This is a genomic window from Streptomyces sp. CA-249302, from assembly GCF_050936785.1.
Lineage (GTDB): Bacteria > Actinomycetota > Actinomycetes > Streptomycetales > Streptomycetaceae > Streptomyces.
Window position 1 is genome coordinate 6,736,077 of sequence record NZ_JBNJMG010000001.1, and the last position, 24,107, is coordinate 6,760,183.

At 70.0% G+C, this 24,107-nt stretch carries 20 protein-coding genes; 13 read left to right on the forward strand and 7 right to left on the reverse strand.

Annotated features, from left to right (window positions below; all coding sequences use genetic code 11):
• Positions 1-37: 37 nt before the first annotated feature.
• From ACQEWB_RS30460 to ACQEWB_RS30485, 6 genes are all read left to right on the forward strand, one after another.
• The gene (locus ACQEWB_RS30460; protein ID WP_432836544.1) at positions 38-628 is read left to right on the forward strand and encodes an ArsR/SmtB family transcription factor; all 591 of its coding nucleotides are present in this window, start codon (positions 38-40) and stop codon (positions 626-628) included.
• Complete coding sequence (locus ACQEWB_RS30465) at positions 609-2,663, forward strand: thioredoxin domain-containing protein (RefSeq protein ID WP_432836546.1); 2,055 nt, start codon at positions 609-611, stop codon at positions 2,661-2,663. The genes ACQEWB_RS30460 and ACQEWB_RS30465 overlap by 20 nt, the downstream gene beginning before the upstream one ends.
• Positions 2,664-2,822: 159 nt before the next feature.
• The gene (locus ACQEWB_RS30470) at positions 2,823-4,091 is read left to right on the forward strand and encodes a glycosyltransferase (protein ID WP_432836548.1); all 1,269 of its coding nucleotides are present in this window, start codon (positions 2,823-2,825) and stop codon (positions 4,089-4,091) included.
• On the forward strand, positions 4,088-5,728 hold the full coding sequence (locus ACQEWB_RS30475) for an ArnT family glycosyltransferase (protein ID WP_432836550.1): 1,641 nt from the start codon (positions 4,088-4,090) through the stop codon (positions 5,726-5,728). The genes ACQEWB_RS30470 and ACQEWB_RS30475 overlap by 4 nt, the downstream gene beginning before the upstream one ends.
• Positions 5,725-6,879: a glycosyltransferase gene (locus ACQEWB_RS30480; protein ID WP_432836552.1), complete on the forward strand. Its 1,155-nt coding sequence runs from the start codon at positions 5,725-5,727 to the stop codon at positions 6,877-6,879. The genes ACQEWB_RS30475 and ACQEWB_RS30480 overlap by 4 nt, the downstream gene beginning before the upstream one ends.
• Positions 6,876-9,278, forward strand: a complete 2,403-nt coding sequence (locus tag ACQEWB_RS30485; RefSeq protein ID WP_432836554.1) for a galactose oxidase-like domain-containing protein — start codon at positions 6,876-6,878, stop codon at positions 9,276-9,278. Before ACQEWB_RS30480 ends, ACQEWB_RS30485 begins: the two co-directional genes overlap by 4 nt.
• On the opposite strand, the gene ACQEWB_RS30490 is transcribed toward ACQEWB_RS30485, so the two are convergent.
• From ACQEWB_RS30490 to trhA, 4 genes are all read right to left on the reverse strand, one after another.
• Positions 9,275-9,991: a Mut7-C RNAse domain-containing protein gene (locus tag ACQEWB_RS30490; protein ID WP_432836556.1), complete on the reverse strand. Its 717-nt coding sequence runs from the start codon at positions 9,989-9,991 to the stop codon at positions 9,275-9,277. The two genes, ACQEWB_RS30485 and ACQEWB_RS30490, sit on opposite strands and share 4 nt — an antisense overlap.
• Before the next feature lie 33 nt (positions 9,992-10,024).
• Positions 10,025-10,669: a TetR/AcrR family transcriptional regulator gene (locus tag ACQEWB_RS30495; RefSeq protein ID WP_432836558.1), complete on the reverse strand. Its 645-nt coding sequence runs from the start codon at positions 10,667-10,669 to the stop codon at positions 10,025-10,027.
• 2 nt (positions 10,670-10,671) lie between these two features.
• Positions 10,672-12,231 carry an MFS transporter gene (locus ACQEWB_RS30500; protein ID WP_432836560.1) on the reverse strand — a complete coding sequence of 520 codons (1,560 nt, stop codon included), beginning with the start codon at positions 12,229-12,231 and terminating at the stop codon, positions 10,672-10,674.
• Between the two features lie 113 nt (positions 12,232-12,344).
• Positions 12,345-13,091: a PAQR family membrane homeostasis protein TrhA gene (gene trhA / locus ACQEWB_RS30505; protein ID WP_432836562.1), complete on the reverse strand. Its 747-nt coding sequence runs from the start codon at positions 13,089-13,091 to the stop codon at positions 12,345-12,347.
• A 343-nt stretch (positions 13,092-13,434) separates the two neighbouring features.
• On the opposite strand from trhA, the gene ACQEWB_RS30510 reads away from it, so the two are divergent.
• The 7 genes from ACQEWB_RS30510 to ACQEWB_RS30540 all read left to right on the forward strand — a co-directional run bounded on the left by ACQEWB_RS30510 (position 13,435) and on the right by ACQEWB_RS30540 (position 20,750).
• A complete protein-coding gene (locus tag ACQEWB_RS30510; RefSeq protein ID WP_432836564.1) occupies positions 13,435-15,258 on the forward strand; it encodes a phosphoenolpyruvate carboxykinase (GTP) in 1,824 nt (607 codons plus the stop codon).
• A 280-nt stretch (positions 15,259-15,538) separates the two neighbouring features.
• On the forward strand, positions 15,539-16,525 hold the full coding sequence (locus ACQEWB_RS30515; protein WP_432836566.1) for a serine/threonine-protein kinase: 987 nt from the start codon (positions 15,539-15,541) through the stop codon (positions 16,523-16,525).
• Between the two features lie 157 nt (positions 16,526-16,682).
• Positions 16,683-16,967: a hypothetical protein gene (locus ACQEWB_RS30520; protein ID WP_242765965.1), complete on the forward strand. Its 285-nt coding sequence runs from the start codon at positions 16,683-16,685 to the stop codon at positions 16,965-16,967.
• A gap of 92 nt (positions 16,968-17,059) precedes the next feature.
• Complete coding sequence (locus ACQEWB_RS30525) at positions 17,060-17,965, forward strand: hypothetical protein (RefSeq protein ID WP_432836569.1); 906 nt, start codon at positions 17,060-17,062, stop codon at positions 17,963-17,965.
• 24 nt (positions 17,966-17,989) lie between these two features.
• Positions 17,990-18,751 carry a vWA domain-containing protein gene (locus ACQEWB_RS30530; RefSeq protein ID WP_432836571.1) on the forward strand — a complete coding sequence of 254 codons (762 nt, stop codon included), beginning with the start codon at positions 17,990-17,992 and terminating at the stop codon, positions 18,749-18,751.
• Between the two features lie 11 nt (positions 18,752-18,762).
• Complete coding sequence (locus tag ACQEWB_RS30535; protein ID WP_432836573.1) at positions 18,763-19,587, forward strand: PP2C family serine/threonine-protein phosphatase; 825 nt, start codon at positions 18,763-18,765, stop codon at positions 19,585-19,587.
• A complete protein-coding gene (locus tag ACQEWB_RS30540) occupies positions 19,584-20,750 on the forward strand; it encodes a hypothetical protein (RefSeq protein WP_432836575.1) in 1,167 nt (388 codons plus the stop codon). Before ACQEWB_RS30535 ends, ACQEWB_RS30540 begins: the two co-directional genes overlap by 4 nt.
• Positions 20,751-20,756: 6 nt before the next feature.
• On the opposite strand, the gene ACQEWB_RS30545 is transcribed toward ACQEWB_RS30540, so the two are convergent.
• Genes ACQEWB_RS30545 through ACQEWB_RS30555 form a run of 3 tightly spaced genes read right to left on the reverse strand, consistent with a single transcriptional unit; the run spans position 20,757 to position 24,098 of the window.
• Entirely contained in the window at positions 20,757-21,350 is a 594-nt protein-coding gene (locus ACQEWB_RS30545) for a hypothetical protein (RefSeq protein ID WP_432836577.1), read from the reverse strand.
• A complete protein-coding gene (locus ACQEWB_RS30550; RefSeq protein WP_432836579.1) occupies positions 21,337-22,890 on the reverse strand; it encodes a substrate-binding and vWA domain-containing protein in 1,554 nt (517 codons plus the stop codon). Before ACQEWB_RS30550 ends, ACQEWB_RS30545 begins: the two co-directional genes overlap by 14 nt.
• Positions 22,887-24,098, reverse strand: a complete 1,212-nt coding sequence (locus ACQEWB_RS30555) for a toxic anion resistance protein (protein WP_432836581.1) — start codon at positions 24,096-24,098, stop codon at positions 22,887-22,889. Before ACQEWB_RS30555 ends, ACQEWB_RS30550 begins: the two co-directional genes overlap by 4 nt.
• Positions 24,099-24,107 lie beyond the last annotated feature (9 nt).

Consider the following 24,107-nt stretch of genomic DNA (forward strand, 5'->3'; position numbering starts at 1 on the left):
AGGGACGAGTCAGGGTTCTCAGGGTTACCGTGACCGCATGACCGACGGCACGCCCGAGATGACCGGCCTCGAACGCACCGCGCTCTACAAGTCGCTGGGCAACCCACTGCGCCGCCGGATCCTCGACTACCTCGGCCGGCACGGCGAGGCCAACTCCACCGTGCTCGCCCGCGAACTCGGCGAGAGCTCCGGCACCACCAGCTACCACCTGCGCAAACTCGCCGAGCAGAAGCTCATCGAGGAGATCCCGGAGAAGTCCGGCGGCCGGGAGCGCTGGTGGCGGACGCTGCCCTTCAGCCACACCACACCCGACCCCGCCACGATGGGCCCCGAGGAGTACGCGGCGGCCGAGCAACTCGCCCTGCTGAAGATCGAGATGGACACCCGGCTGTTCCGCCGCGCCCACCGGGAGTACCGGGGCCCGGAGGGCTGGGCCCAGGTCCGGCGGACCGGCACCTGGATGACCCAGGAGGACCTGATCGGGTTCGTCCGCGCCTACCAGGAACTGCTCGACCGCTACAGCCACCTCCCGGAGGAAGCCCCCGAAGGGGCACGCCACATGAACCTGCGTTTCTACGCCGCTCCCGAGCCCGTGGGAGAGTGGGACAGTGAACCGACTGGCCCATGAGACGTCCCCGTACCTGCTCCAGCACGCCGACAACCCCGTCGACTGGTGGCCCTGGTCGACCGAGGCCTTCGAGGAAGCCCGCAAGACGAACAGACCGGTCCTTCTGAGCGTCGGGTACTCCAGCTGCCACTGGTGTCACGTCATGGCCCACGAGTCCTTCGAGGACCAGGAGACCGCCGACTTCCTCAACGAGCACTTCGTCAGCGTCAAGGTCGACCGCGAGGAGCGCCCGGACGTCGACGCCGTCTACATGGAGGCCGTGCAGGCCGCCACCGGGCAGGGCGGCTGGCCCATGACCGTGTTCCTCACCCCGGACGCCGAACCCTTCTACTTCGGCACCTACTTCCCGCCCGCCCCGCGCCACGGCTCGCCCTCCTTCCGGCAGGTCCTGGAGGGTGTCCGCGCCGCCTGGACCGATCGGCGGGACGAGGTCGCCGAGGTCGCCGGGAAGATCGTGCGCGACCTCGCGCAGCGGGAGATCTCCTACGGCGACGCGCAGGTCCCCGGCGACGAGGAGCAGGCGCGGGCCCTGCTCGGGCTCACCCGTGAGTACGACGCCCAGCGCGGCGGCTTCGGCGGCGCCCCCAAGTTCCCGCCGTCCATGGTCGTCGAGTTCCTGCTGAGGCATCACGCCCGCACCGGCGCCGAGGGTGCCCTCCAGATGGCCGCCGACACCTGCGAGCGGATGGCCCGCGGCGGCATCTACGATCAGCTCGGTGGCGGCTTCGCCCGCTACTCCGTCGACCGCGAGTGGGTCGTCCCGCACTTCGAGAAGATGCTGTACGACAACGCCCTGCTGTGCCGCGTCTACGCCCACCTGTGGCGGGCCACCGCCCGCGACGGAGTCGCCAATGGACTCAGCGAGCTCGCCCGCCGGGTCGCGTTGGAGACCGCCGACTTCATGGTGCGCGAACTCCGTACGAACGAGGGCGGGTTCGCCTCCGCGCTCGACGCCGACAGTGACGACGGGAGCGGGAAGCACGTCGAGGGCGCCTATTACGTGTGGACCCCGCAGCAACTCGCCGAGGTCCTCGGCGCCGAGGACGCGGCGCTTGCCGCCCACTACTTCGGCGTGACCGAGGAAGGCACCTTCGAGCACGGGCAGTCCGTCCTCCAACTCCCGCAGCACGAGGGCGTGTTCGACGCGGACAAGATCGCGTCCGTCCGCGAGCGGCTGCTGCGGGCGCGCGCCGAGCGCCCCGCCCCCGGCCGGGACGACAAGGTCGTCGCCGCCTGGAACGGCCTCGCCGTCGCCGCGCTCGCCGAGACCGGCGCGTACTTCGACCGCCCCGATCTGGTCGAGGCCGCGACCGGCGCCGCCGACCTCCTCGTACGACTGCATCTGGACGAGCAGGCCCGCCTCTCGCGCACCAGCAAGGACGGGCAAGTCGGCGCGAATGCCGGGGTGTTGGAGGACTACGCCGACGTGGCCGAGGGGTTCCTCGCGCTCGGGTCCGTCACCGGGGAGGGGGTGTGGCTGGAATTCGCGGGGTTCCTGCTCGACCATGTGCTCGCGCGGTTCGTCGATGCCGAGTCGGGGTCGCTGTACGACACCGCGGCCGACGCCGAGCAGTTGATCCGCCGGCCGCAGGACCCGACCGACAACGCGACGCCCTCCGGGTGGACCGCCGCCGCGGGCGCCCTGCTCAGCTATGCGGCGCAGACCGGTGCGGAGCCGCATCGCGCCGCCGCCGAGCGGGCGTTGGGGGTCGTGAAGGCGCTGGGGCCGCGGGTGCCCCGGTTCATCGGGTGGGGGCTCGCGGTCGCCGAGGCGCTGCTCGACGGGCCGCGGGAGGTCGCCGTCGTCGGTCCCGCACTCGATGACGAGGCGACAAAAGCCCTGCACCGTACGGCACTTCTGGGCATCGCCCCGGGGGCGGTCGTCGCCGTGGGGGTGCCGGGGAGTGAGGAGTTCCCGCTGCTGGCCGACCGGCCGCTCGTCGGCGGCGAGCCCGCCGCGTATGTCTGCCGCAACTTCACCTGTGACGCGCCGACCACCGACCAGGAGCGGTTGCGGGGCGCGTTGGGCGGCTGATGCCTCGCGTTTCCCGCGGAAACGGGCCCTTCATCCAAGAAACGTGCTCTTCATCCAAACGGACTGCACGCTTCACAGATCTTCCCTAGTGTCTACACAGTAACGCGACAGATGTGACTCATTGTCGCGTCAGGGGGCATTGGGATCTGGGGGGATCTGTTGCTTACGTCTGTCTTTGTCGCTGCCGTTTCACTGGCCCTGTTCTGGATGGCGGCGTTCACCCTGTGGTGGCAGATGCACGCGTGGCGTACGCCCGAAGTGCTGGCCTCCACCCGGTTCAGCAGACCGGACGGGGACGAGCACGTCTCGTTCTCGCTGTTGCTGCCGGCGCGGCACGAACAGGCCGTGCTCGACCACACCATCCAGCGGCTGCTGGAGTCCACGCACACCGACTTCGAGATCATCGTGATCGTGGGGCACGACGATCCCGAGACCACCGCGGTGGCCGAGGCGGCCGCCGCGCGCGACCCGCGGGTGCGGGTCGTCGTCGACACCCACGAGAAGAAGAACAAGCCGAAGGCCATGAACACGGCGCTGCCGCACTGCCGCGGTGACGTCGTCGGGGTCTTCGACGCCGAGGACCAGGTGCACCCGGAACTCCTCGCGCACGTCGACCACGCCTTCCGGACGACGAAGGCGGACGTCGTGCAGGGCGGTGTCCAGCTCATCAACTTCCACTCCAGCTGGTACTCGCTGCGCAACTGCCTGGAGTACTTCTTCTGGTTCCGGTCGCGACTTCACCTGCACGCGCAGAAGGGGTTCATCCCGCTCGGCGGCAACACCGTCTTCGTACGGACCGACGTGCTGCGGGAGGCCGACGGCTGGGACCCCGACTGCCTCGCCGAGGACTGCGACCTGGGGGTGCGGCTGTCGTCCGTCGGCAAGAAGGTCGTCGTCGCCTACGACTCCGACATGGTGACCCGGGAGGAGACCCCGGGCTCGCTCATGTCGCTGCTGAAGCAGCGAACCCGCTGGAACCAGGGCTTCCTTCAGGTCTACCGGAAGAAGGACTGGAAGCAACTCCCGGGCTTCGGGCAGCGGTTGCTCGCCCGCTACACCCTGATGACGCCGTTCCTCCAGGCCTTCTCCGGCGTGATCATCCCGCTGAACGCGGCGGTGGCGCTCTTCCTCGACGTGCCCGTCGGGATCGCCTTCCTCACCTTCCTGCCGCTGGTCACGGCGGCCGTCACCTTCGTCTTCGAGGTCGTCGGACTGCACGACTTCGGCAAGCAGTACGGGCTCCGGGTCCGCGCGGTCCACTACCTCAAGCTGGTCGTGGGCGGCCCCTTCTACCAGGTCCTTCTCGCCGGGGCCGCGATCCGCGCCGTCTGGCGTGAGCAACGCGGCCGCAACGACTGGGAGTTGACCAGCCACGTCGGCGCGCATCTGAACGACACAGCGGCAATCCGAGAGGACGTCCCTGCGTGACCTCCACCCTTCCCGCGGTGACCACTTCGAAGGTCCCCGCGCAGCGCCAGCCTGTGCCTGAGGCCCGTTCGACCAGTCGAACGACCCCGCCGAAAAGGCTCCGCTCCTCCCGCCCCGACCTCCTCCTGTGCGGCGCGCTCCTGGTGGCGATCCTCGTCGTCCAGGGCTGGAACATCGCCGACTACCCGACGCTCAGCGACGACGAGGGCACCTACCTCGCCCAGGCCTGGGCGGTCCAGCAGGGCAGAGGCCTGGCCCACTACACCTACTGGTACGACCATCCGCCGCTCGGCTGGATCCAGTTGGCACTGCTCACCTGGGTACCGTCCTGGCTGAGCCCCGACTCGATGACCGTCGGCTCGATGCGGGTGGTGATGCTGCTGGTCTCCGCGGTCAGCGCGGTCCTCGTCTACGTCCTCGCCCGCCGCCTCTCGCTGCCCCGCTGGGCGGCCGGCCTCGCGATGGCCCTGTTCGGCCTCTCGCCGCTCTCCGTCGTGCTGCAGCGGGAGATCTTCCTCGACAACATCGCGGTGATGTGGACGCTCGTGGCGTTCACCCTCGCCGCCTCCCCGAGCCGGCACCTGTGGCACCACTTCGGCGCGGGCCTCGCGGCCGCGACGGCCGTGCTCACCAAGGAGACCATGCTGGTCGTCCTGCCGGCCCTGTTCGTCACCATGTGGCGCCACAGCCACCGCGACACCCGCAAGTTCGCGGTCACCGGAGCCGTCACCGCCTGCGTCCTGATCGGCTTCAGCTACCCGCTCTTCGCCCTCCTCAAGGGCGAGCTGTTCCCCGGCGGCGGACACGTCTCCCTCTGGGACGGCGTCAAGTACCAGATGACCAGGCCGGGTTCGGGCTTCATCCTGGACCAGTCCTCCGGTTCGTACGGCGTCCTCCACTCGTGGCTCTACTACGACCGTGTCCTGCCCCTCGGCGGCCTGGCGGGCGCCCTGCTGCTGATCGTCACCTGGCGCTGGTCGGTCACCGCCCGCGCACTCGCCGGCCCCGCCGTCACGATCGCGATCCTCACCGCCCTCGCCATGCGCCCCAACGGCTACCTTCCGGCGATGTACGTCATCCAGGCGCTGCCCTTCCTCGCCCTGGTCCTCGCCGCGGGCACCGCCTCCGTCGCCCACGGAGTGCTGCGCAGGTGGCGCCGCCCCGACGAACAGAAGTGGCGGACGTACGGCCGCTACACCCTCGCGGCGGTCCTCGCCGTCGCCGCCGGCGCGTACGTCGTCCCGAAGTGGTACGACGGCGACCGCACCGCCGTCACCGCTGATGCCAACGCCCCCTACCGGGCCGCCTCCAAGTGGCTCACCACCGAGGTCGCCGACCCCGAGGACACCCGCGTCCTGGTCGACGACGCGCTCTGGCTGGACCTGGTGCACCACGGGTACCGGCCCGGGCTCGGCGTCATCTGGTTCTACAAGGCCGACCTCGACCCGGCCGTCACCAAGACCATGCCCGACGGCTGGCGGGACATCGACTACGTCGTCGCCTCCCCGACCGTGCGGCGCGACGCGGTGGACCTGCCCAACGTGAAGGCGGCCATCGAGCATTCGAGCCCGGTCGCCACGTTCGGCACCGGTGCGGACCGGATCGAGATCCGGCAGATCGCAGGGGGTGCCCGTTGAGCAGCCACGAATACACGGTCCCGGCCGCGGGGCTGGAAGCCACGGAAGTCGCCGAGCCCGGGGCCGTCACCATCGTCGTGCCGACCTTCAACGAGTCGGCGAACGTAAGGCAGTTGCTGCGTCAGATCACCGAATCGGTGCCCGCCCGGTTGCCCTGTGAGGTCGTCTTCGTCGACGACTCGACCGACGACACCCCGGAGGCCGTCGAAGCGGCCGCGCAGGACTGTCCGTTCCCGGTGACCGTGCTGCACCGCGAGGAGCCCGTGGGCGGGCTCGGCGGCGCGGTCGTGGAGGGGCTGAAGGCGGCCACCTCGGAGTGGATCGTCGTCATGGACGGCGACTGTCAGCATCCGCCGTCCCTGGTACCGGAGTTGGTGGCCACGGGGGAGCGGTCCAATGCCGGGCTCGTGGTCGCCTCCCGCTACATCAAGGGCGGCAGTCGGGCCGGACTCGCCGGAAGCTACCGGGTCGCCGTCTCGCGCGGCGCGACCTGGCTCACCAAGTCCCTCTTCCCGCGCAGGCTGCACGGCATCAGCGACCCGATGAGCGGTTTCTTCGCGATTCGGCGCAGTGCGGTGACGGCGGACGTGCTCAAGCCGCTGGGCTACAAGATCCTCCTTGAGCTGGCCGTACGGAGCCGGCCGCGCGGAGTCGCCGAGGTGCCCTTCGTCTTCCAGGACCGGTTCGCGGGGGAATCCAAGTCGACCGCGCAGGAGGGCTTCCGCTTTCTGCGCCATCTGGTCGGCCTGCGCACGGCCTCGCCCATCGCCCGCATGGTGGGCTTCGGCCTGATCGGCGCGAGCGGGTTCGTCCCGAACCTGGTCGGCCTGTGGGCGCTGACCGTGCTCGGCATGCACTACGTACCGGCCGAGATCCTCGCCAACCAGCTCGGTGTGGCCTGGAACTTCGTCCTCATCGAGCACCTGCTCTTCCGCGACCGCCGTCAGTACCGCAACCGGTGGGACCGCCTCGGCCGGTTCGCGCTGCTCGCCAACGCCGACCTGGTGCTGCGCATCCCGCTGATCGCGCTGTTCGTGGACCGGTTGGGGATGGGGGCCCTGTCCGCCACCGCGCTCGCGCTGGTGACGACGTTCGTCCTGCGCTTCGTGGGAACCGAAGCGCTGGTCTATGCAAGGAGAGCCGCAGCATGAGAACCACTCGCAAGACGGCCCTCGTGGGGGTGACGGCCTTGGCCGCCTCGCTCCTCATGGCCGTACCCCAGTCCGCCGAGGCCGCCAACCTCGTCAAGAACCCCGGCTTCGAGACCGCCGGGACGGACGGGATGCCGTACTGCTGGGAGAAGTCCGGCTGGGGCGACAACGACTTCACCTTCGAGACGACGAGCGACGCCCACAGCGGTTCCGCGGCGATGAAGGTGTCGCTGACCCGCCGGGTCGAGGGCGACCGCAAGGCGCTGATCACCGAGTCGACGGAGTGCGCGCCGGTGGTGACGGCGGGCAAGCAGTACGACCTCTCGCTCTGGTACAAGACGACCACACCGGACGCGAACGTCACCCTGTTCCGGCACGACGCCACCGCCGGCTGGCAGTACTGGACCGACCTCAAGACCCTGGAGATGCAGGGCAGTTGGACCCAGGCCACGGTCCGTACGCCCGAGGTGCCGGCCGGTACCGACCGCATCACCTGGGGCGTCTCGGTCTACGGCACCGGCTCGGCGACCACCGACGACTACACGATGGACCAGGTCCCGGACGTCACCCCGCCCGCCACCTGCACCGGTACGGCGGACGAGTGCGCCAACGGCCGCTGGGACGTGCTGCCCACGCAGAACCCGGTTCGCTCCATGCACTCGGTCGTCCTCAACAACGGCAAGGTGCTGCTGATCGCCGGCTCCGGCAACAGCGAGGAGAACTTCAACGCGGGCACCTTCACCTCCGCCGTCTACAACCCGGCCGACGGCACCTACAAGGTCATCCCGACGCCGAAGGACATGTTCTGCTCCGGGCACATCCAGCTCCAGGACGGCCGGGTGCTGGTGCTGAGCGGCAACAAGGCGTTCCCGGCGGCGGACGGTTCGCACGGTTACGAGGGCTACAAGGACTCGTACATCTTCGACCCGGTCACCGAGACCTACAGCAAGACCAACGACCTCAACGACGGCCACTGGTACCCGTCGGCGACCGAGCTCGGCAACGGTGACGTCATCTCCTTCGGCGGGCTGCGCGAGGACTCGACCGGCTCGGTGACCGCCGAGTACTGGTCGGACGCGGAACAGCAGTGGCTGCCGCTGTGGAAGGTCAACCAGACCTGGTCGTACTGGGGTCTGTACCCGTCGATGATCCTGATGCAGGACGGCCGCCTCTTCTACTCGGGCAGCCATGTCTTCGGCAACAACATCCCGGGGACCGGTGCGGCGATCTACGACTACGGCGCCAACACGATCACGCAGGTCCCGGGGCTCCAGAACAAGGACCAGCGCGACCAGTCGGCGAGCGTGCTGCTCCCGCCGGCGCAGGACCAGAAGGTCCTCACCCTCGGCGGCGGCAACATCGACTCCAACCCGGAGGGCAACCGCCTCACCGACGTCATCGACCTCAAGCAGGCCAACCCCACCTATGTCGCCGGGCCGCAGATCCCGCAGGGGACGGTCGACCTGGGCAACGGAAAGGTCCCCGAGACCGGTAGCCAGGGCAAGATGTACGTCTCGGCCGTACTGCTGCCCGACGGCAAGGTGCTGGAGACCGGCGGCGGTCTGCACAACCGGGCCAACCCGGTCTTCGAGTCCTCGATCTACGACCCGGACTCCAACACCTTCGACCAGGTGGCCGCGGATCCCGAGGCCCGCGGCTACCACTCCTCGGCGTTCCTGCTGCCCGACGGCCGGGTGATGGCCACCGGTGACAACCCGGGCAACGGCACCTGGAACCACAACGTGTCGATCTACACCCCGCCGTACCTCCTCAAGGGCACGCGGCCGACGATCACCTCGGTGATCGACAGCGAGTGGAACTACGGCGACACCCAGCGGATCACCGTCGACCGGCCCATCGCCAAGGCCGAGTTGATCCGCCCGGCCGCGGTCACGCACTCCTCGGACCCGAACCAGCGGTTCGTGGACCTGCCGCTGTCCGTGGACGGCAACAACGTCGACCTGAACGTGACCAACAACCCCGACATCGCTCCCCCCGGCTGGTACATGCTCTTCGCGGTCGACGCCAACGGCGTGCCCTCGGTCGCCAAGTGGGTGCACCTGGCCGGTCCGCAGGCCCTCAGCGCCGACACCGCCACCGCGCACGTCCACTCCTTCGCCGACTCCCTGTCCGGCAAGGTCGTCAAGCCCGGCAAGAAGCGCACCTCGCAGAAGGTGTCCGTCACCATCTCCGGCTGCGACCGGCACTACGGCACCATCAACGTCTGCGTGCCGACGGCCTTCCCGAAGGGCGTGAAGAAGACCACGGCCGCGCGCTGCGCCTGGCTGAAGAAGAACGACTACGGCCGGCTCGAGGTCAACGGCAAGGACGACCCGCTCGGCCTCGACCCGAGCCGGGACGGCATCGCCTGCGGAAAGGCGGACCTCCGCAGGAGCTAGCTCGCGAAGTCCTCAAGGGCGCGTTCCACGATGGCGACCAGCTGCTCGTGGTGCGCGCCCTTCCAGTAGGCGCGCCCGCACTCCTGGCACTGCGCGAAGACGTCGTACGACCGCTGCGTCCCGCCGTGCAGCTGGTCCGCGACCTCCTCCAGCGTCGCCTCCTTCAGCAGGCCGTTGCAGGCGGTGCAGCGGGTCCAGGGCCGCAGTTCGGGGCGGAACCGGTCGAGGATGTCGCGGAGTTGGTCCTCGGGGCGGGTGCTGTAGACATAGGCGCCGGCCCACAGTTCGCGGCGGCGCAGCAGACCCCGGTCGCGGCTGAGCATGACCCGCTTCTCGGCGGCGGAGAGCGAGGCGAGCGCCGGGTCGCCGATGTCCGTCGACTCGTACGACGTGTCCACGCCGAGCAGGCGCAGCCGGCGGGCGAGCGTGCCGAGGTGGACGTCGAGCAGGAAGCGCAGGGGAGCGCCGGGCACCCGCTGGGGGCGCTCGACGGTCCGCACCTCCACCGAGTCGCCGGCCGCGGGGACGTACGAGGTGGGGACCTCGCGGCCGTCGACCCACAGCGTCCCGACCTCGGTGAGCGGGACGCCGGTGGACTCGACGACGTGGCCGAGGGTGGAGACGCCGTCCGTGACCAGGGTCCGGCGCGGGGCGCGCTGGACGAAGAGGGTCAGCTCGGGGGCGAACTCGACGTGGATCTCGGGACCGTTCACCCGGTCAGGATGTCACGGGAGGGAGCCCGGGGTTCAGGGGTTCTGGGTGGGGAGGCCGTGTTCCAGGACGTCCAGGGCCTGGTCCACGAGGTCCCGCAGCTCGCCCTCGAAGCCGTTCTCCGCCCAGTACATGGAGGCCTCCATGAGGCCGCCGACGAAGGCCATCGCGTACACCCGGACCGCGAGGCTGTCCGGGTCGAGGCCGTGCCGCTCGCCGATGGCCTCGCGGAGCAGGCGGCCGGTCGCGGACATGCTCTCGACCATCCGGGAGCGGACCGCGGGGACCTGGACCGCGAGGTGGGCCCGCAGCCGGGCCACCTCGGGGTCCTCCCGGTTGTTCGCCTCGATGGCCAGGTGCATCACGTGCCGCACCGATTCCATCCACGGCTCGCCGGCCGGCCGGCCGCGCAACTCCTCTGCCATCAGCGGGTCGTACTCGTCCGTGAGGACGATGTCCTCCTTGGTGGGGAAGTACCGGAAGACGGTCGACGGCGACACCTCGGCGCGGTCGGCGATCTGCTCGATCGTCGTGGCGTCGTACCCCTGCTCCTTGATCAGCGCGTACGTGGCGGCGCGGATCGTCTCGCGGGTCTTGATCTTCTTGCGTTCGCGCAGGCCCAGCTGGGGCCGGTCGGCGGGGGAGGCGAAAGGGGAGCGTGCGGCCGTCATGGGGTTCATTGTCAGGCATCCTCCGTGGCGGCGACCATGTCGGGCTCGGGGCTCCGGGCCGGCTGCCCCTGGGTCGCCTTCGGCAGGAAGGCCGCCGCGAGGAGCGCCGAGAGCAGCGCCGCGATCCCGCACACCAGCATGACCACGCTCATGCCGTGGACGTAGGCGCTGTTCGCGGAGGCCAGCAGGTCGGCCGAACCGGTCTGCTCGGCGACGATGTGCGCGGCGACCACCGACTTGTCGGCAGTGTCGGCCACCTGGGCGGGCAGTCCGGTGACGTCGAGCCGGTCCTGGAAGGTACTGGCGAGCAGGCTGCCGAGCAGCGCGATGCCGATCGCGCCGCCGACCTGGCGGAGTGTCATCAGCAGGCCCGAGCCGCTGCCGGCGCGGTCGCGGGGCAGGGCGCCGAGGGAGGCGGCCATGGCCGGCATGAGCGAGAAGCCGAAGCCGAGGCCGGTGATGGAGAGCCACAGCGCGGTGAAGCCGTAGCCGGAGTCGGTCGTCGTACGGCTGGCGAGGAGTGCGGCGAAGGCCAGCACCACCAGACCGGCGCTGACCGTGGCGCGGGCTCCGAAGCGGGTGACCGCCTGCGGCGCCGAGCGGGCGGCGATCAGGATCCCGCCCATCATCGGCAGCAGCCGGACACCGGTGCCGAGGGCGTCGTTGCCGAGGACGGCCTGGAGGTAGGGCGGCAGCACGAACAGCAGGCCGGACAGGACGAACATCACCAGGGTCGCGGCGATGGTGTTGAAGAGGAAGCCGCGGTGGGCGAGCAGGGTCAGGTCGAGCATGGGGCGCTCGACCCGGCGCTCGCGCAGCACCAGGGCGGCGATGAGTACGACGGCCGCCGCGAGCATGGCCAGGACCAGCGGGTCGCCCCAACCGCGGGTGGGCGCCTCGATGATCGCGTAGATGAGGGCGCCGAGGCCGGTCGCGGTGAGCGCGGTGGAGACGGTGTCGACCTTGGGGGAGGCCGGGTCGCGGGTCTCCGGGAGCAGGAAGACGCAGGCGGCGATGCCGATCGCGGCCATCGGGACGTTGACCAGGAAGACCGAGCCCCACCAGAAGTGGTTCAGCAGCCAGCCGCCGATGATCGGGCCGAGCGGCAGGCCGAGCGCGGAGGCGGCGGAGACGATGGCGTTGGCCTTGGGCTGCTCGTCGGGCGCGAACATCGTGGGCAGTACGGAGAGCGCCAGCGGGGTGATCAGGGCGGCGCCGACGCCCATCAGCGCGCGGGCCGCGATGACCCAGTTCACGTCCCCGGCCAGGGCGCCGAGCAGTGAGCCGGCGAGGAAGACGCCGAGTCCGGCGATGAGCATCCGGCGGCGTCCGAAGCGGTCGCCGAGCAGGCCGGCGGGGAGCATCAGCGCCGCGAAGACGATGACGTACGAGTCCGCCATCCACTGCTGCTGGCCGGTGCCGGCGCCGAGGTCGGCGGCCATCGTCGGCAGCGCCACATTGAGGATCGTCGTGTCGAAGCCGAGCGTGAGCATGCTCGCGACCAGGGCGCCGAGGGCCCACCAGCGGCGGGGGTCGGGCCGTGTCTCTTCGGTCTGAGTGACAGTAACCATGAAATGAGAGTAGCTCTCAAAATGTAGGAGCTGTCAATCGGGAGCTGCTTTCTGGACATGAAAAAATGGCCACGGCTGGGGAGCCGTGGCCATGAAGGGGAGCGGTGGAGCGGTTACCCGTGCTGGTACGCGACCAGCGAGATCCCCACGTAGTGCACGACGAACGCGGCCAGCGTGAAGGAGTGGAACACCTCGTGGAAGCCGAACCAGCGCGGTGACGGGTTCGGCCGCTTGATGCCGTAGATCACGCCGCCCGCGCTGTAGAGGAGGCCGCCCACGATGACCAGGACCAGGACCGCGATGCCGCCGGTGCGCATGAAGTCGGGCAGGAAGAAGACCGCCGCCCAGCCCATCGCGATGTAGCAGGGGGTGTACAGCCAGCGCGGGGCGCCGACCCAGAAGACGCGGAAGACGATGCCTGCCGCCGCGGCCCCCCAGATGCCCCAGAGCAGCCACTGTCCCTTCGCGCCGGGCAGCAGCAGCATCGTCAGCGGGGTGTAGGTGCCGGCGATGATCAGGAAGATGTTGGCGTGATCCAGCCTGCGCAGGACGCCGTCCATGCGCGGGCTCCAGTTGCCCCGGTGGTACAGCGCGCTGACACCGAACAGCAGGCAGGCCGTCAGGGCGAAGATCCCGCAGGCGATGCGCCCTCTGGTCGAGTCCGCGAGGGCGGTGAGCACCAGGCCGGAGATGAGTGCGGCGGGGAACATGCCCAGGTGCAGCCAGCCGCGGAGCTTCGGTTTGATCGGCTCGGCGAGCTGCTGGGCGTGCTGCCTTATCTGGTGCGGAATCGAGGGCGCGTCGGAGCCGCCGCCGGCGGCCGGCGTGTCCGTTGGCGCGTCGGGGACGGGCGCAGTCATGACTCGAATCGTACCTACGGAACCGTAAGTTACGGATGAGTGCGGTCTGAGAACCGGCCAAGAGTGGCCATCATCTCACGGGAGTTGACCACCCAGGATTGCCGCGCAAAGAAACGGTCACTTGAACCCTACGTGCACGCAAATAAACGCGTCGTGCACAAAAGGCACGTGACGATCCCCACTCCGCTCACCTGTGCGGCCCTCTGGACATATGCGCAGGCGCGTCGGATGATCAAATGAGTGCGGTCGGTACCGGATGAGCGCTGAAGATCCAGCCACGAAGCGTCCGGGCCGCAGCCCCCACGGGGCCTCCAACAAAAAAATCCCTCACTTAGGAGCAATCGTGGCGCGCGACAACGCGGCTCCCTCCGTCGTTCCCACCAACCACAAGGAACTGGTCTCGTGGGTGAACGAGATCGCAGAACTGACGCAGCCGGACAGCGTGGTCTGGTGTGACGGATCCGAGGCCGAGTACGAGCACCTGTGCGAGGAGCTCGTCGCGAAGGGCACCTTCAAGAAGCTCGACCCGATCAAGCGCCCCAACTCCTACTACGCGGCCTCCGACCCGACCGACGTCGCGCGCGTCGAGGACCGCACCTTCATCTGCTCCGAGCAGGAGGAGGACGCCGGCCCGACCAACCACTGGAAGGCCCCCGCCGAGATGCGGGAGATCTTCGCCGGTGAGAAGGGTGTCTTCCGCGGCTCGATGAAGGGCCGGACGATGTACGTCGTCCCGTTCTGCATGGGCCCCCTCGGCTCGGACCTCTCCGCGATCGGCGTCGAGATCACCGACTCCGCCTACGTCGCGGTCTCCATGCGCACCATGACCCGCATGGGGCAGCCGGTCCTCGACGAGCTCGGCTCCGACGGCTTCTTCGTCAAGGCCGTCCACACCCTCGGCGCCCCCCTCGCGGAGGGCGAGGCGGACGTTCCGTGGCCGTGCAACTCCACCAAGTACATCTCGCACTTCCCGGAGTCCCGAGAGATCTGGTCCTACGGCTCGGGCTACGGCGGCAACGCGCTGCTCGGCAAGAAGTGCTACGCCCTGCGCATCGCCTCCGTCATGGCGCGGGACGAGGGCTGGCTCGCCGAGCACATGCTGATCCTCAAACTCACGCCCCCGCAGGGCGAGTCCAAGTACGTGGCGGCGGCCTTCCCCTCGGCCTGCGGCAAGACCAACCTCGCCATGCTGGAGCCCACGATCTCCGGCTGGACCGTCGAGACGATCGGCGACGACATCGCCTGGATGCGCTTCGGTGAGGACGGGCGGCTGTACGCCATCAACCCCGAGGCCGGCTTCTTCGGCGTCGCACCCGGCACCGGTGAGCACACCAACGCCAACGCGATGAAGACGCTGTGGGGCAACTCGGTCTTCACCAACGTGGCGCTGACCGACGACAACGACGTGTGGTGGGAGGGCATGACGGAGGAGACTCCGGCCCACCTCACCGACTGGAAGGGCAACGACTGGACTCCGGCCTCGGAGACCCCGGCCGCCCACCCCAACGCCCGCTTCACCACCCCCGCCGCGCAGTGCCCGATCATCGCGCCGGAGTGGGAGAACCCCAAGGGCGTGCCGATCTCGGCGATCCTCTTCGGTGGCCGCCGCGCCAGCGCCGTACCGCTGGTGACCGAGTCCTTCGACTGGAACCACGGCGTCTTCCTCGGCGCCAACGTGGCCTCCGAGAAGACCGCCGCCGCCGAGGGCAAGGTCGGCGAGCTGCGCCGCGACCCCTTCGCCATGCTGCCGTTCTGCGGCTACAACATGGGCGACTACATGGGCCACTGGGTCGACGTCGCCAAGGGCAGGGACCAGGCGAAGCTCCCGAAGATCTACTACGTCAACTGGTTCCGCAAGAACGACGCGGGCAAGTTCGTGTGGCCCGGCTTCGGTGAGAACAGCCGCGTCCTGAAGTGGATCGTGGACCGCCTCGACGGCAAGGCCGAGGGCGTCGAGACGCCGATCGGCATCCTGCCGGCCAAGGGCGCCCTCGACACCAACGGCCTCGAACTCTCCGAGTCCGACCTGGACTTCCTGCTCACGGTCGACAAGGAGATCTGGCGCGAGGAGGCCGCCCTGGTCCCCGAGCACCTCAACACCTTCGGCGAGCACACCCCGAAGGAACTGTGGGACGAGTACCGGGCGCTGGTGCAGCGCCTGGGCTGAGGGCCCGCACACCGAAAGACTCCGCGGCCGGTTGGGATGCGCCCTGACCAGTGATCGTCACGGCCGGCCGCGGTGTTCAGCCGACGAGGTTCCGTACAACGGCGTACGGGGCTGTAGGCCTGTCGTCCTCCCTCCCGTCCGCCCCGACGGGAGGGGCGACGACAGGCCTTCGTCTTTTTCCGGATCACCCCTGTTTTTCCGCCATCACCTCTGTGCGGACCGGGATTTCGCGGGACACTCGGGACATCCTGCAACGAACCCCCGAAATGAGGTGAGCGGGGTGCGCACACCGGTCAGCGACCCCCTGAAGGTGGGGCCGTACCGCGTCGTCGGACGCCTGGGCTCCGGCGGCATGGGCTGGGTGTACCTAGGCCGCTCGCCCGCCGGGCGCGAGGTCGCGGTGAAGGTGGTACGGCCCGAACTGGCCGCGGAGCAGGAGTTCCGGGAGCGGTTCGCCCGCGAGGTCGCCGCCGCCCAACTGGTGAGCGGTGCCTACACCGCGGCCGTGGTCGACGCCGACCCGGAGGCCGAACTGCCCTGGCTGGCCACCATGTACGTGCCCGGACCGTCCCTCGCGGAGGCGGTCCGCACGGACGGCCCGCTGCCCGAACCCCAGGTGCGCCGGCTGGGCGCGTTCCTCGTCGAGGCGTTGCAGGCCATCCACCGCGCCAAGGTGGTGCACCGCGACCTCAAGCCGGCCAACGTGCTGCTCGCCGCCGACGGTCCGCGCGTCATCGACTTCGGGATCTCCCATGTCGACGGGGCGCCCGGGCTCACCCAGGCCGGAATCGTCGTCGGCACACCGCCGTTCATGTCGCCGGAACAGATGAAGGGCGCGGCCGTCGGCCCGCCGAGCGACGTGTTCTCGCTCGGCGGGGTGCTGGTGTACGCGCTCTCGGGCAAGCCGCCGCACGGCACGGGCGAGGCGGTGCGCTACCAGGTCGTACTCGGCGAGCCCGACCTCGACGCCGTACCGCCCGCGATGCGCCCCCTCGTCTCGCACTGCCTCGCCAAGCGGCCCGAGGACCGGCCGCGGCTCGACGAACTGCTGGGCGCGCTCCTTGGAGAGGCCCCGCAGGCGCCGTCCTGGCCGCCGCCGAAGGTGAGACGGACCATCGAGATACGGGTCGACGAACTCGCCGCCCGCCGCAAGGCCGGTACGAGCGTGTCCGTGCCGTCCTGTCTGCTGCTGCACGCCCAGGCACTGCTCGACGCCGGGCTCACCGACGGGATGGTCGTCCGGGCGGTGGGCCGTGGCAGCGTCTGAGTCTCTTCCCGGTGCGGTCCTCGAAATCGGTACGCACTGGCGGCAGTTGGTACGGAAATGGGGGGACGGGCGGAATTACCGCACCGTTGCGGACACGGATTCGGTTTCCCTGCAATTCGATCTGGAGGAAACCGGGCGCATGCTCACGGTCAGATTCATGACCACCAAGCGGCTGCTCGTCGCATTCGTCACGGACGGTCATTCTCTGCGGCACGATCAGCTGGCGGTTGCCGCGGCGGCGTCGAACGCGTGGAATACCGAACAGTTGAACCCCATGCTTTCCGTGTGGGACGTACGGGGGCCGCGTCCGTGTCTCGCGGGGGTGTGCGATCTGCCGCTGACCTGCCGTGTCACGCAGGCGGACTTCGATGCGCTGGCCAGTGACTGGGTGGAACGGGCGCGGCAGATGTTCCTGCGCTGCCATGAGGTTTTCAAGCTGTAGAAGTGAATTGTGTGAGGGCCTTCAACCCCTTTCGGGTTCGGGCTCGTTGCCGCCATTATGGGCGGGGGTTTTCGGGCCACGGGGGGTTGCCCATGAGGCGTTGGGTCTGTTGCGCGGTGCTGCTCGGGGTGGTTGCCGGGTTGGGGGCGGCGGCGCCGGCGAGTGCGGATGAGAAGTGCGGCGGGGACTTTCCGGCGAAGTTGAATTGCTGGGCCGACCAGCTCGACAAGAGGAGCACCGCGGTCCTCCTCGACCATCAGCTGAAGCTGGACGGTTCCCAGGGCGATCGTGACGAGGCCATCGAGCTTGCCAAGGATCATCGCGGGAATCTGGAGGTCCAGGTACCGGCCGGTGTCTCCACGGGCGAGGGCGGCACCATGCTGCTCGTGCTGGCCGGGCACCGGCTCGTCGACCCGGACGCCAGGATCGACCGGCTCTCGCCGAAGCTGATCCAGGTACTGACGGACCACGACCTCTGCGCAGGGCGGGACGGCGACCTCTGCAAGCTGGTCGGCAAGCCGAACGTGACCGGCGAGAAGCTGATCCACGCGAAGCTCGCCACCCCCCAGTCCACATACGTCGCGAACTCGACCGGCGACAACAGCGACCGCGACAAGTGGCTCCTCTTCGCCACCGCCACCGCCCTCGTCCTCCTCCTCGCCGCCTTCGTCCTCGTCGTACGTCGCACCCGTACCGCCCCCGCCGTATCCGCGCCGGCAGCGACCCGTACCGCCGACGAACCCACCCGCGCCCTCCGCCCGACCCCCGCCCCCGCCCGCCGCGTCGGTCCCACCCACCCCGCCACCGTCCGCACCCCGCTCCATCCCCAGGGCTACGTGGAACTCGACCGCGTCCTCTACCGCGCCGTCTGGGCCGAGCCCGCCGAGCCGCCGCCCGCCCCCGGCTCCCGCGTCGACGTCGCCGACCCGCCCGACGCCGGCTCCGACGTTCTGTACGCCTATCCGCCCGCCCCGGCCCGGCACGCCCGAGCCCACTGACGCACCGGTTCATCAGGAGAAGCCATGTCCAGCGAATACCCGCCCACCCTGCCGGCGGAGTACGCCGACATCGAGTTCGAGAACAACGCCCAGCGGCTGCCCCTGGTGCTGTGTCTCGACACCTCCAGTTCCATGGCCGGGGCGCCGATACAGACCCTCAACAACGCCCTCGTGGAGTGGACCCGCGAGCTGCACGACGACGTCGCCCTCAGCTACAGCGTCGAGGTCGCCGTCGTCACCTTCGGCGGTCAGGGCGTAGCCGCCTGGCGCGGCCCGCAACCGCTCGCGCCCGGCGCCCCGGTGAGCCCCTTCGTGCCGGCGCACATGTTCAGCCCGCCGCAGCTCGGTGCCGCCGGGGTGACGCTGATGACGGAGGCCCTGGAGCTGTCGATGCACATCGTCGCCGCGCGGAAGGCCGAACTGCGCGCCTCCGGGCTCCAGTACTACCGCCCGCAGATCTGCCTGGTCACCGACGGCCTGCCCACCGACGGCACCGGACACCGGACGGATTCCTGGCAGCGGCTCGTACCGGTCCTGGAAGAGGAGCAGCGCGCCCGGCGGTTCCGGCTGTACGCGATCGGTGTAGGCGGCATCACCGACCTCGGCGAGCAGGTGTTGCAGGCCTTCGCGCCGATGTTCAACGCGCGGATCCACGGCTTCCCGTTCCGCGAGCTGCTCCAGATGATGTCCGCCAGCGCGAACGCCGAGCAGAAGGGCGCGGGCGACGAGGTCTTCGAGAAGATCTTCAGCCAGTTCAAGACGCAGCGACCGGCCTGGGAATCCTGAGGCGGGCAGCGATGGGCGACGGGACTGCCCTGCGGGGCAACGACGACCGGGACTCCCCGTGGCGGATCCACGGTGTCAGCGTCACCGGCTACCGGCACCACCGGGCGGGCATGCCGGGCCAGGACGCGTGTACGTACGGCTCGTCGGCGTCCGTGGCGGTGCTCGCGGTCGCCGACGGCGCGGGCAGCAGGGCACGGTCGGGGCAGGGGGCGCGGCTCGCGGTGGAGCTGGCCGTCGAGCACTTCGGGCGCCGCGCCGTCGCCGCCGTCGAGTGCGTGCCGGGCGAGGGCGTCCACGAACTGCTCACCGAGGCCTACCGCGACGTCAGCAAGGTGTTCCTGGACCGGACCGGGCCCGAGGCCGACGACTTCGCCACCACCCTCACCGTCGTGGTCCTGGCCCCGGACTGGCTCGGCCACCTCAGTGTCGGCGACGGCTTCGTCGTACTCAGAGCGGGCACGGAGGACGGCGAGCGGCAGTTCCATCTGCTGCCACAGCCCGCCGCGGCCGGCGAGTACAGCAACGAGACCGTCTTCCTCACCTCACCGGACGCGGCCCGCTGGGTGCACACCGACTGTGTCTCCGACCCCGGGATCGACGGCGTACTGCTGTCCACCGACGGCCTGGCACAGGCCGCACTGTCCCGTTCCGCCGCAGGGCCGCCGATCCCCAACGCCTCCTTCACCGACGCCGTCTTCCGCTCCCTCGACGCCCCCGGCCCCGTCTCCGAGAGCGCCCACGAGAGCCTCGCCGCGCTGCTCAGGTCGGACCGGCTCACCGCACTGAACGCCGACGACAAGACGCTGCTGCGGGCCGTGCGCAAGGTGCGGCCATGAGCGGCCGCACGGTGTTCCTCGACGGCAAGCGGGTCACCCTCGCCGAGCAGCCGCTCAAGGGCGGCGGACAGGCCGCCGTCTTCCCGGTCGAGGGGGACGACCACACCGTCGTCAAGCTGTACCGCGACCGCCCGGGCCCCGACCAGGAACGCCGGCTGACCCGGATGCTCGCCATGTCCCCGCTCGCCGCCCGCCCCACCGACCGCTCCCAGCCGCCCGAACTGGCCTGGCCCACCGCGATCGCCCGCGGTCTTGAGGGCGAGTTCCTCGGCTACGCCATGCACCGCTTCGGCGAGCCCGGACACGTCCAGCTGGTCGGCCTGTTCACCCGCGCCCAGCGGCTGCGCCTCTTCCCGGACCGCGCGGACTGGCGGTTCCTGCTCGGCGTCTCCTGGAACCTCGCCTTCATGACCGCCCGCATGCACCACGACCACCTCGTCATCGGCGACTTCTCCAGCAGCAACGTGGTCGTGGACGCCAACGGCTTCGTCACCTTCCTCGACTGCGACTCCATCGCCTTCACCGACCCGGTGACCGGGGAGTCCTTCCCCTGTCTGATGCACACCACCGACTACTCCTCGCCCGAGCGGCAGCAGGGTGCCCCGGCGACCCGGGCCAGCGACGACTTCGCCCTCGCCGTCCTCGTCTACCAACTCCTGACGGCCGGAAACCACCCCTTCGGTGGCGTCCCGCACGAGAGCACCTCCGAGTCGACGGTCAAGGACAACATCGCCGCCAGCGTCTCCTACGTGGTCCGTCCCGAGCTGGTCGTCGTCCCCCGTGGCACCGTCGACCCCTCCGTCCTCCCGCCCGAACTCCTCACCCTGGCCCGCTCCGCCTTCGGCCCCGGCGTCCACGCCCCCGCGGCCCGCCCCTCGGCGGAGGCCTGGCTGCGCGCCCTCGACAAGGAACGCGCCCAGGTACGGGTGTGTCCGACGCGCCCGCTGCACACGTACGGCTCCCACCTGCCGACCTGCCCCTGGTGCACCCGCACGGCGACGACCGGCCACGACGTCTTCAACGGCCAACGACCGGTACCCGTACCGACGCCCCCGGCACCCCAACCACCGCCCGACACACGCCGGTTCGGGCCGCTGAAGGGCGTGGCGCTGCTGGTCGCACTGCTGCTGATCATCCTGATCGTGGCCAAGCTCGCGCACTAGGTCCGCTCACTTCGACCGGTCCTCCAGATACCGCGTGTGGGACTCCTGCCGCCGCGCCTCCGTCTCCCGCAGCGCGGCGGTCAGCCGTTCCGCCTCCTCCTGGAGGAGGGTCAACTGCCGCTCCAGGTGCCGTTCCGGCGGCTCGGTGCCCGGTGTCATACGGGTCCACCACCGCGTTCGTACGAAGGTGTCGACGGCCTCGGGAAGGTCCTGCCGTACCACCCGCGACAGCGTGTGCACGCCCTCCGGGTCCTGGGCGAGGACCTCCGCCACCCAGCCGGGTTCCAGCAACGTGCTCAGCAGGCCGGTCAGTTCGGTGAGCCGGCCCGCGGCGGCGGGCGGCAGCTCGACCTCCGCCAAGTACGCGCCCAGTTTCCCGAAGTCCTCGCGCAGTTCGTCGAGTTGGGCCGACGGGGTCGGGAAGTCGGGCAGCGGCGGGCGTTCCGGCGGGGCGATCAGGGCGCCCGCGCCGTACAGGCCGGCCACCACGACGGGCCAGTACGGTCCCGCCACACCGGTGAAGGTGAGTACGAGCCCGAGCAGCCCGCAGGCGCTGCCCGCGATGTTCTTGCGTGACTCGAGGTACTTACTGATAGCCACGGATCTCCTCGAAGGCGCCGTCCAGCGAGCCCTGTTGGGCGTCGAAGAGGCGGCCGCCGGTCAGGTCGGCGATGTGGGACAGCTCCGAGCGGTCGGAGTCGCCGAAGAGGATGGGGAAGACCGGGATCTCCTGGCGGTCCTTCCCGAGTCCGGCGTAGAAGGAGTCGAAGTCCTTCGCCTTCGCGCCGGCCGTGTTCTCGCCGTCCGTCATCAGCACGATCGACGTGAACGTGTCGCTGTCGGCGCCGAGATGGTCGTACGCCTTCTCCAGCGAGGTGTAGATCGCCGTGTTGCCGTCGGCGGAGAGCGCGTTGGTGTCCTTGCGGATGGCGGCCAGTCCGGCCTTCGGGTCCGCCGGTTCCACGACGTGCGTGCGCACGCTCTTCACCGCCGAGCCGAACGGCATGAGGGTCACCTCCTCGCGGTCGCGGAAGTCGCCGGTGAGGTCGGTGAGCGCCTTCTTCAGGCGGCTGAGGCGGTCGCCCTCCATCGAGCCCGAGGTGTCCAGGACGTAGACCGTGCGGGACGGGCGGCGCAGCTCGTTCTCGTACGAGTCGAGGAGGCCGTCGGCGACGGAACGGCTGCCGGGGAAGGGGAGTTCGCGGCGGCGGGTCGTGTCGAGGCCGGCGGCGGGCTTGACGGAGGTGACGACCGGGCGGCGGTGGGTGCGCTCGGTGATCAGCCGCTGGATCTTCGCGGTGCGCAGGTCATCGGTGAGCCGGCGGACGTCCTCGCGGGTGTCCGTGCTCGTCGACCTGAGCGAGGTGACGGGGTAGTCGGCGGTGATCACGCCGTCGCTGGGGCGGATCACGGTGAGGCCCGGGATGCCCTTGAGGACGGACTCGTAGTTGAGCAGCGCGTCGACGTTGCCGCGCCGTTCGTAGGCCGTGGCGAGCCAGCCCGAGGAGCCCGAGGTCAGCTTCTGGCCCCGGAAGAACTCCTTCAGCCGGGGCGTGGCCTTGTCGACGTCCGCGTCCGTGAGGGCGGACTGCGCGCCGGAGAGGGCCGAGGCGACCGAAACCAGCGTGGAGAAGCCGGAGTTGGAGCGGGCCGGGTCGGTCATGCCGTACGTCAGCTTGCCGTCCTGGACGGCCTGCTCCAGCTGGGACCAGGTGACGCTCTCGGGCTTCCAGCCGAGCGCCTTCACCTTCGCGGACTTGACCCCGATGGCGACCGGGCTCGACATGATCGGCGTCTCGGAGACCACCTTCGCCGCCGCGGTGGAGTTCAGGCGGAGGTAGTCGTTCGACGACAGCCACAGGGCGTCGTACTCCCCGTCCACCTGCCCCTTCGCCAGCATGTCCACGGCGTCCAGGGTGCCCATGTACGTCGGCCGGACCTTGATGCCGGTGTCCTTCTCGACCTGGGCGAGGACCGGGGCCATGTCGCTGAGCTCGCTGGAGGCGAGGACGCGGAGGGTGCCCGGCTTCGCGGGGCCGGGGACGCCGGGTGTCGAGAGGTCGAGGCCCGGATCCTTCTGCGTCGTGCAGGCGGTGAGCAGACCGAGCGCCGCCACGCAGACGGCCAGTGCGCGTCTCATCCGAGGCCCCCTTCCAGGGCGCCGCGGGACCGGCTGCGCTCCAAGTAGGCGCTGGCGGACTGGAGTTCGACCGTGAGTGACTCGACGGTGTTCGCCATCGCCTCGGTCGCCTGCACCTTGTACGAGTCGATCGCGTCCAGCGTCCGGTAGATCTGCTGGAACGCGGAGCGCAGGGTCTCGGCCCCCACGGCCGGGTCCGCCGCGATCCGCTGGATCTCCCCGCTCTGGGAGGAGAGCATCTCGGCGTTGCCCCGGATGAGCTCCTCGGTCGTCCCGCGCAGGGCGTTGACCTGCTCGACGACCTTCTTCTGGTTGTCCAGCGCGGAAGCCAGCATCACGGAGATCCGCAGGGCGGACACGGTCGTCGTGGCGGCCCGGTCGACGCCCTTGATCAGCTCGTCGTTGTTGCGGCGTACGACGTCCATGGCGAGGTAGCCCTGCGCGCACACCGCGAGCTGGGTGAGCAGGTCCTGGTGCTTCTGCCGGACCGGGAAGAGCACGTCGGCCCGGAGCGAGTCGGCCGCCTGGGGGTCCGGGACCCCGCCGACGTGCTGCTCGACGGCCGCGTCCAGTGCCTCGGTCAGCACGACGTACTCCTGGAGCTTGCCCATGGTCTCCCACAGGCGGACCCGCTCGGTCTGCAACGCCGCGTTGTCGCGCCGGAGTTCGTCCTGCCCGCCCCGCAGCGAGCCCACGATCTTGTTCAGAGTGCCCTGCGCGGAGGCGTACTTGGCGACGTGGTCGCGCAGCTTGTTGCCGCCCGGCAGCCGGGACAGGAACTTCCGCCCCTTGCTGGCCGGCAGGTCACGCGGGTCCAGGTCCTCGACGACGCGGCGGAGTTCGACGAGTGACCCGGCCACCTTCGACTGCGCGTCCCCGCCCTTGCCGGGCAGCGAGTTGACGGTCCGCTCCAGCATCCGGTTGGACTGCGCGGCAGCGGTCCGCATCTCGCCGGCGCCGAGACCGGTGATCTCCCCGACCTTGCCCGCGAACTCGGGCGAGCGGGCGTCCAGTGCGGCGAGATCGGCTACGTAGGCCGAAGCCTTCTCGGCCATGTCGTCACGCACACTGTCGTCGACGGGCACGAGCCCGCCGGCCTTCTCCCGCGGCACCGGCGCGACGGCCTCCGGCGGGGTGAGCGTGAAGACGTCGTCCCCGCTGAGCGTGTTCTGATGACTGTTCTGACTGGTGTTGAAGCTGCTGGTCATGATGTGGAT

What these genes read in the sequence shown, in the direction of transcription:
- ACQEWB_RS30540 (WP_432836575.1), top strand. Translation starts at nt 19,584, where the DNA reads ATGAGCGGCCGCACGGTGTTCCTCGACGGCAAGCGGGTCACCCTCGCC.
- ACQEWB_RS30500 (WP_432836560.1), bottom strand. Translation starts at nt 12,231, where the DNA reads ATGGTTACTGTCACTCAGACCGAAGAGACACGGCCCGACCCCCGCCGC.
- ACQEWB_RS30535 (WP_432836573.1), top strand. Translation starts at nt 18,763, where the DNA reads ATGGGCGACGGGACTGCCCTGCGGGGCAACGACGACCGGGACTCCCCG.
- ACQEWB_RS30530 (WP_432836571.1), top strand. Translation starts at nt 17,990, where the DNA reads ATGTCCAGCGAATACCCGCCCACCCTGCCGGCGGAGTACGCCGACATC.
- ACQEWB_RS30525 (WP_432836569.1), top strand. Translation starts at nt 17,060, where the DNA reads ATGAGGCGTTGGGTCTGTTGCGCGGTGCTGCTCGGGGTGGTTGCCGGG.
- ACQEWB_RS30460 (WP_432836544.1), top strand. Translation starts at nt 38, where the DNA reads ATGACCGACGGCACGCCCGAGATGACCGGCCTCGAACGCACCGCGCTC.
- ACQEWB_RS30520 (WP_242765965.1), top strand. Translation starts at nt 16,683, where the DNA reads ATGACCACCAAGCGGCTGCTCGTCGCATTCGTCACGGACGGTCATTCT.
- ACQEWB_RS30555 (WP_432836581.1), bottom strand. Translation starts at nt 24,098, where the DNA reads ATGACCAGCAGCTTCAACACCAGTCAGAACAGTCATCAGAACACGCTC.
- ACQEWB_RS30495 (WP_432836558.1), bottom strand. Translation starts at nt 10,669, where the DNA reads ATGAACCCCATGACGGCCGCACGCTCCCCTTTCGCCTCCCCCGCCGAC.
- trhA (WP_432836562.1), bottom strand. Translation starts at nt 13,091, where the DNA reads ATGACTGCGCCCGTCCCCGACGCGCCAACGGACACGCCGGCCGCCGGC.
- ACQEWB_RS30485 (WP_432836554.1), top strand. Translation starts at nt 6,876, where the DNA reads ATGAGAACCACTCGCAAGACGGCCCTCGTGGGGGTGACGGCCTTGGCC.
- ACQEWB_RS30550 (WP_432836579.1), bottom strand. Translation starts at nt 22,890, where the DNA reads ATGAGACGCGCACTGGCCGTCTGCGTGGCGGCGCTCGGTCTGCTCACC.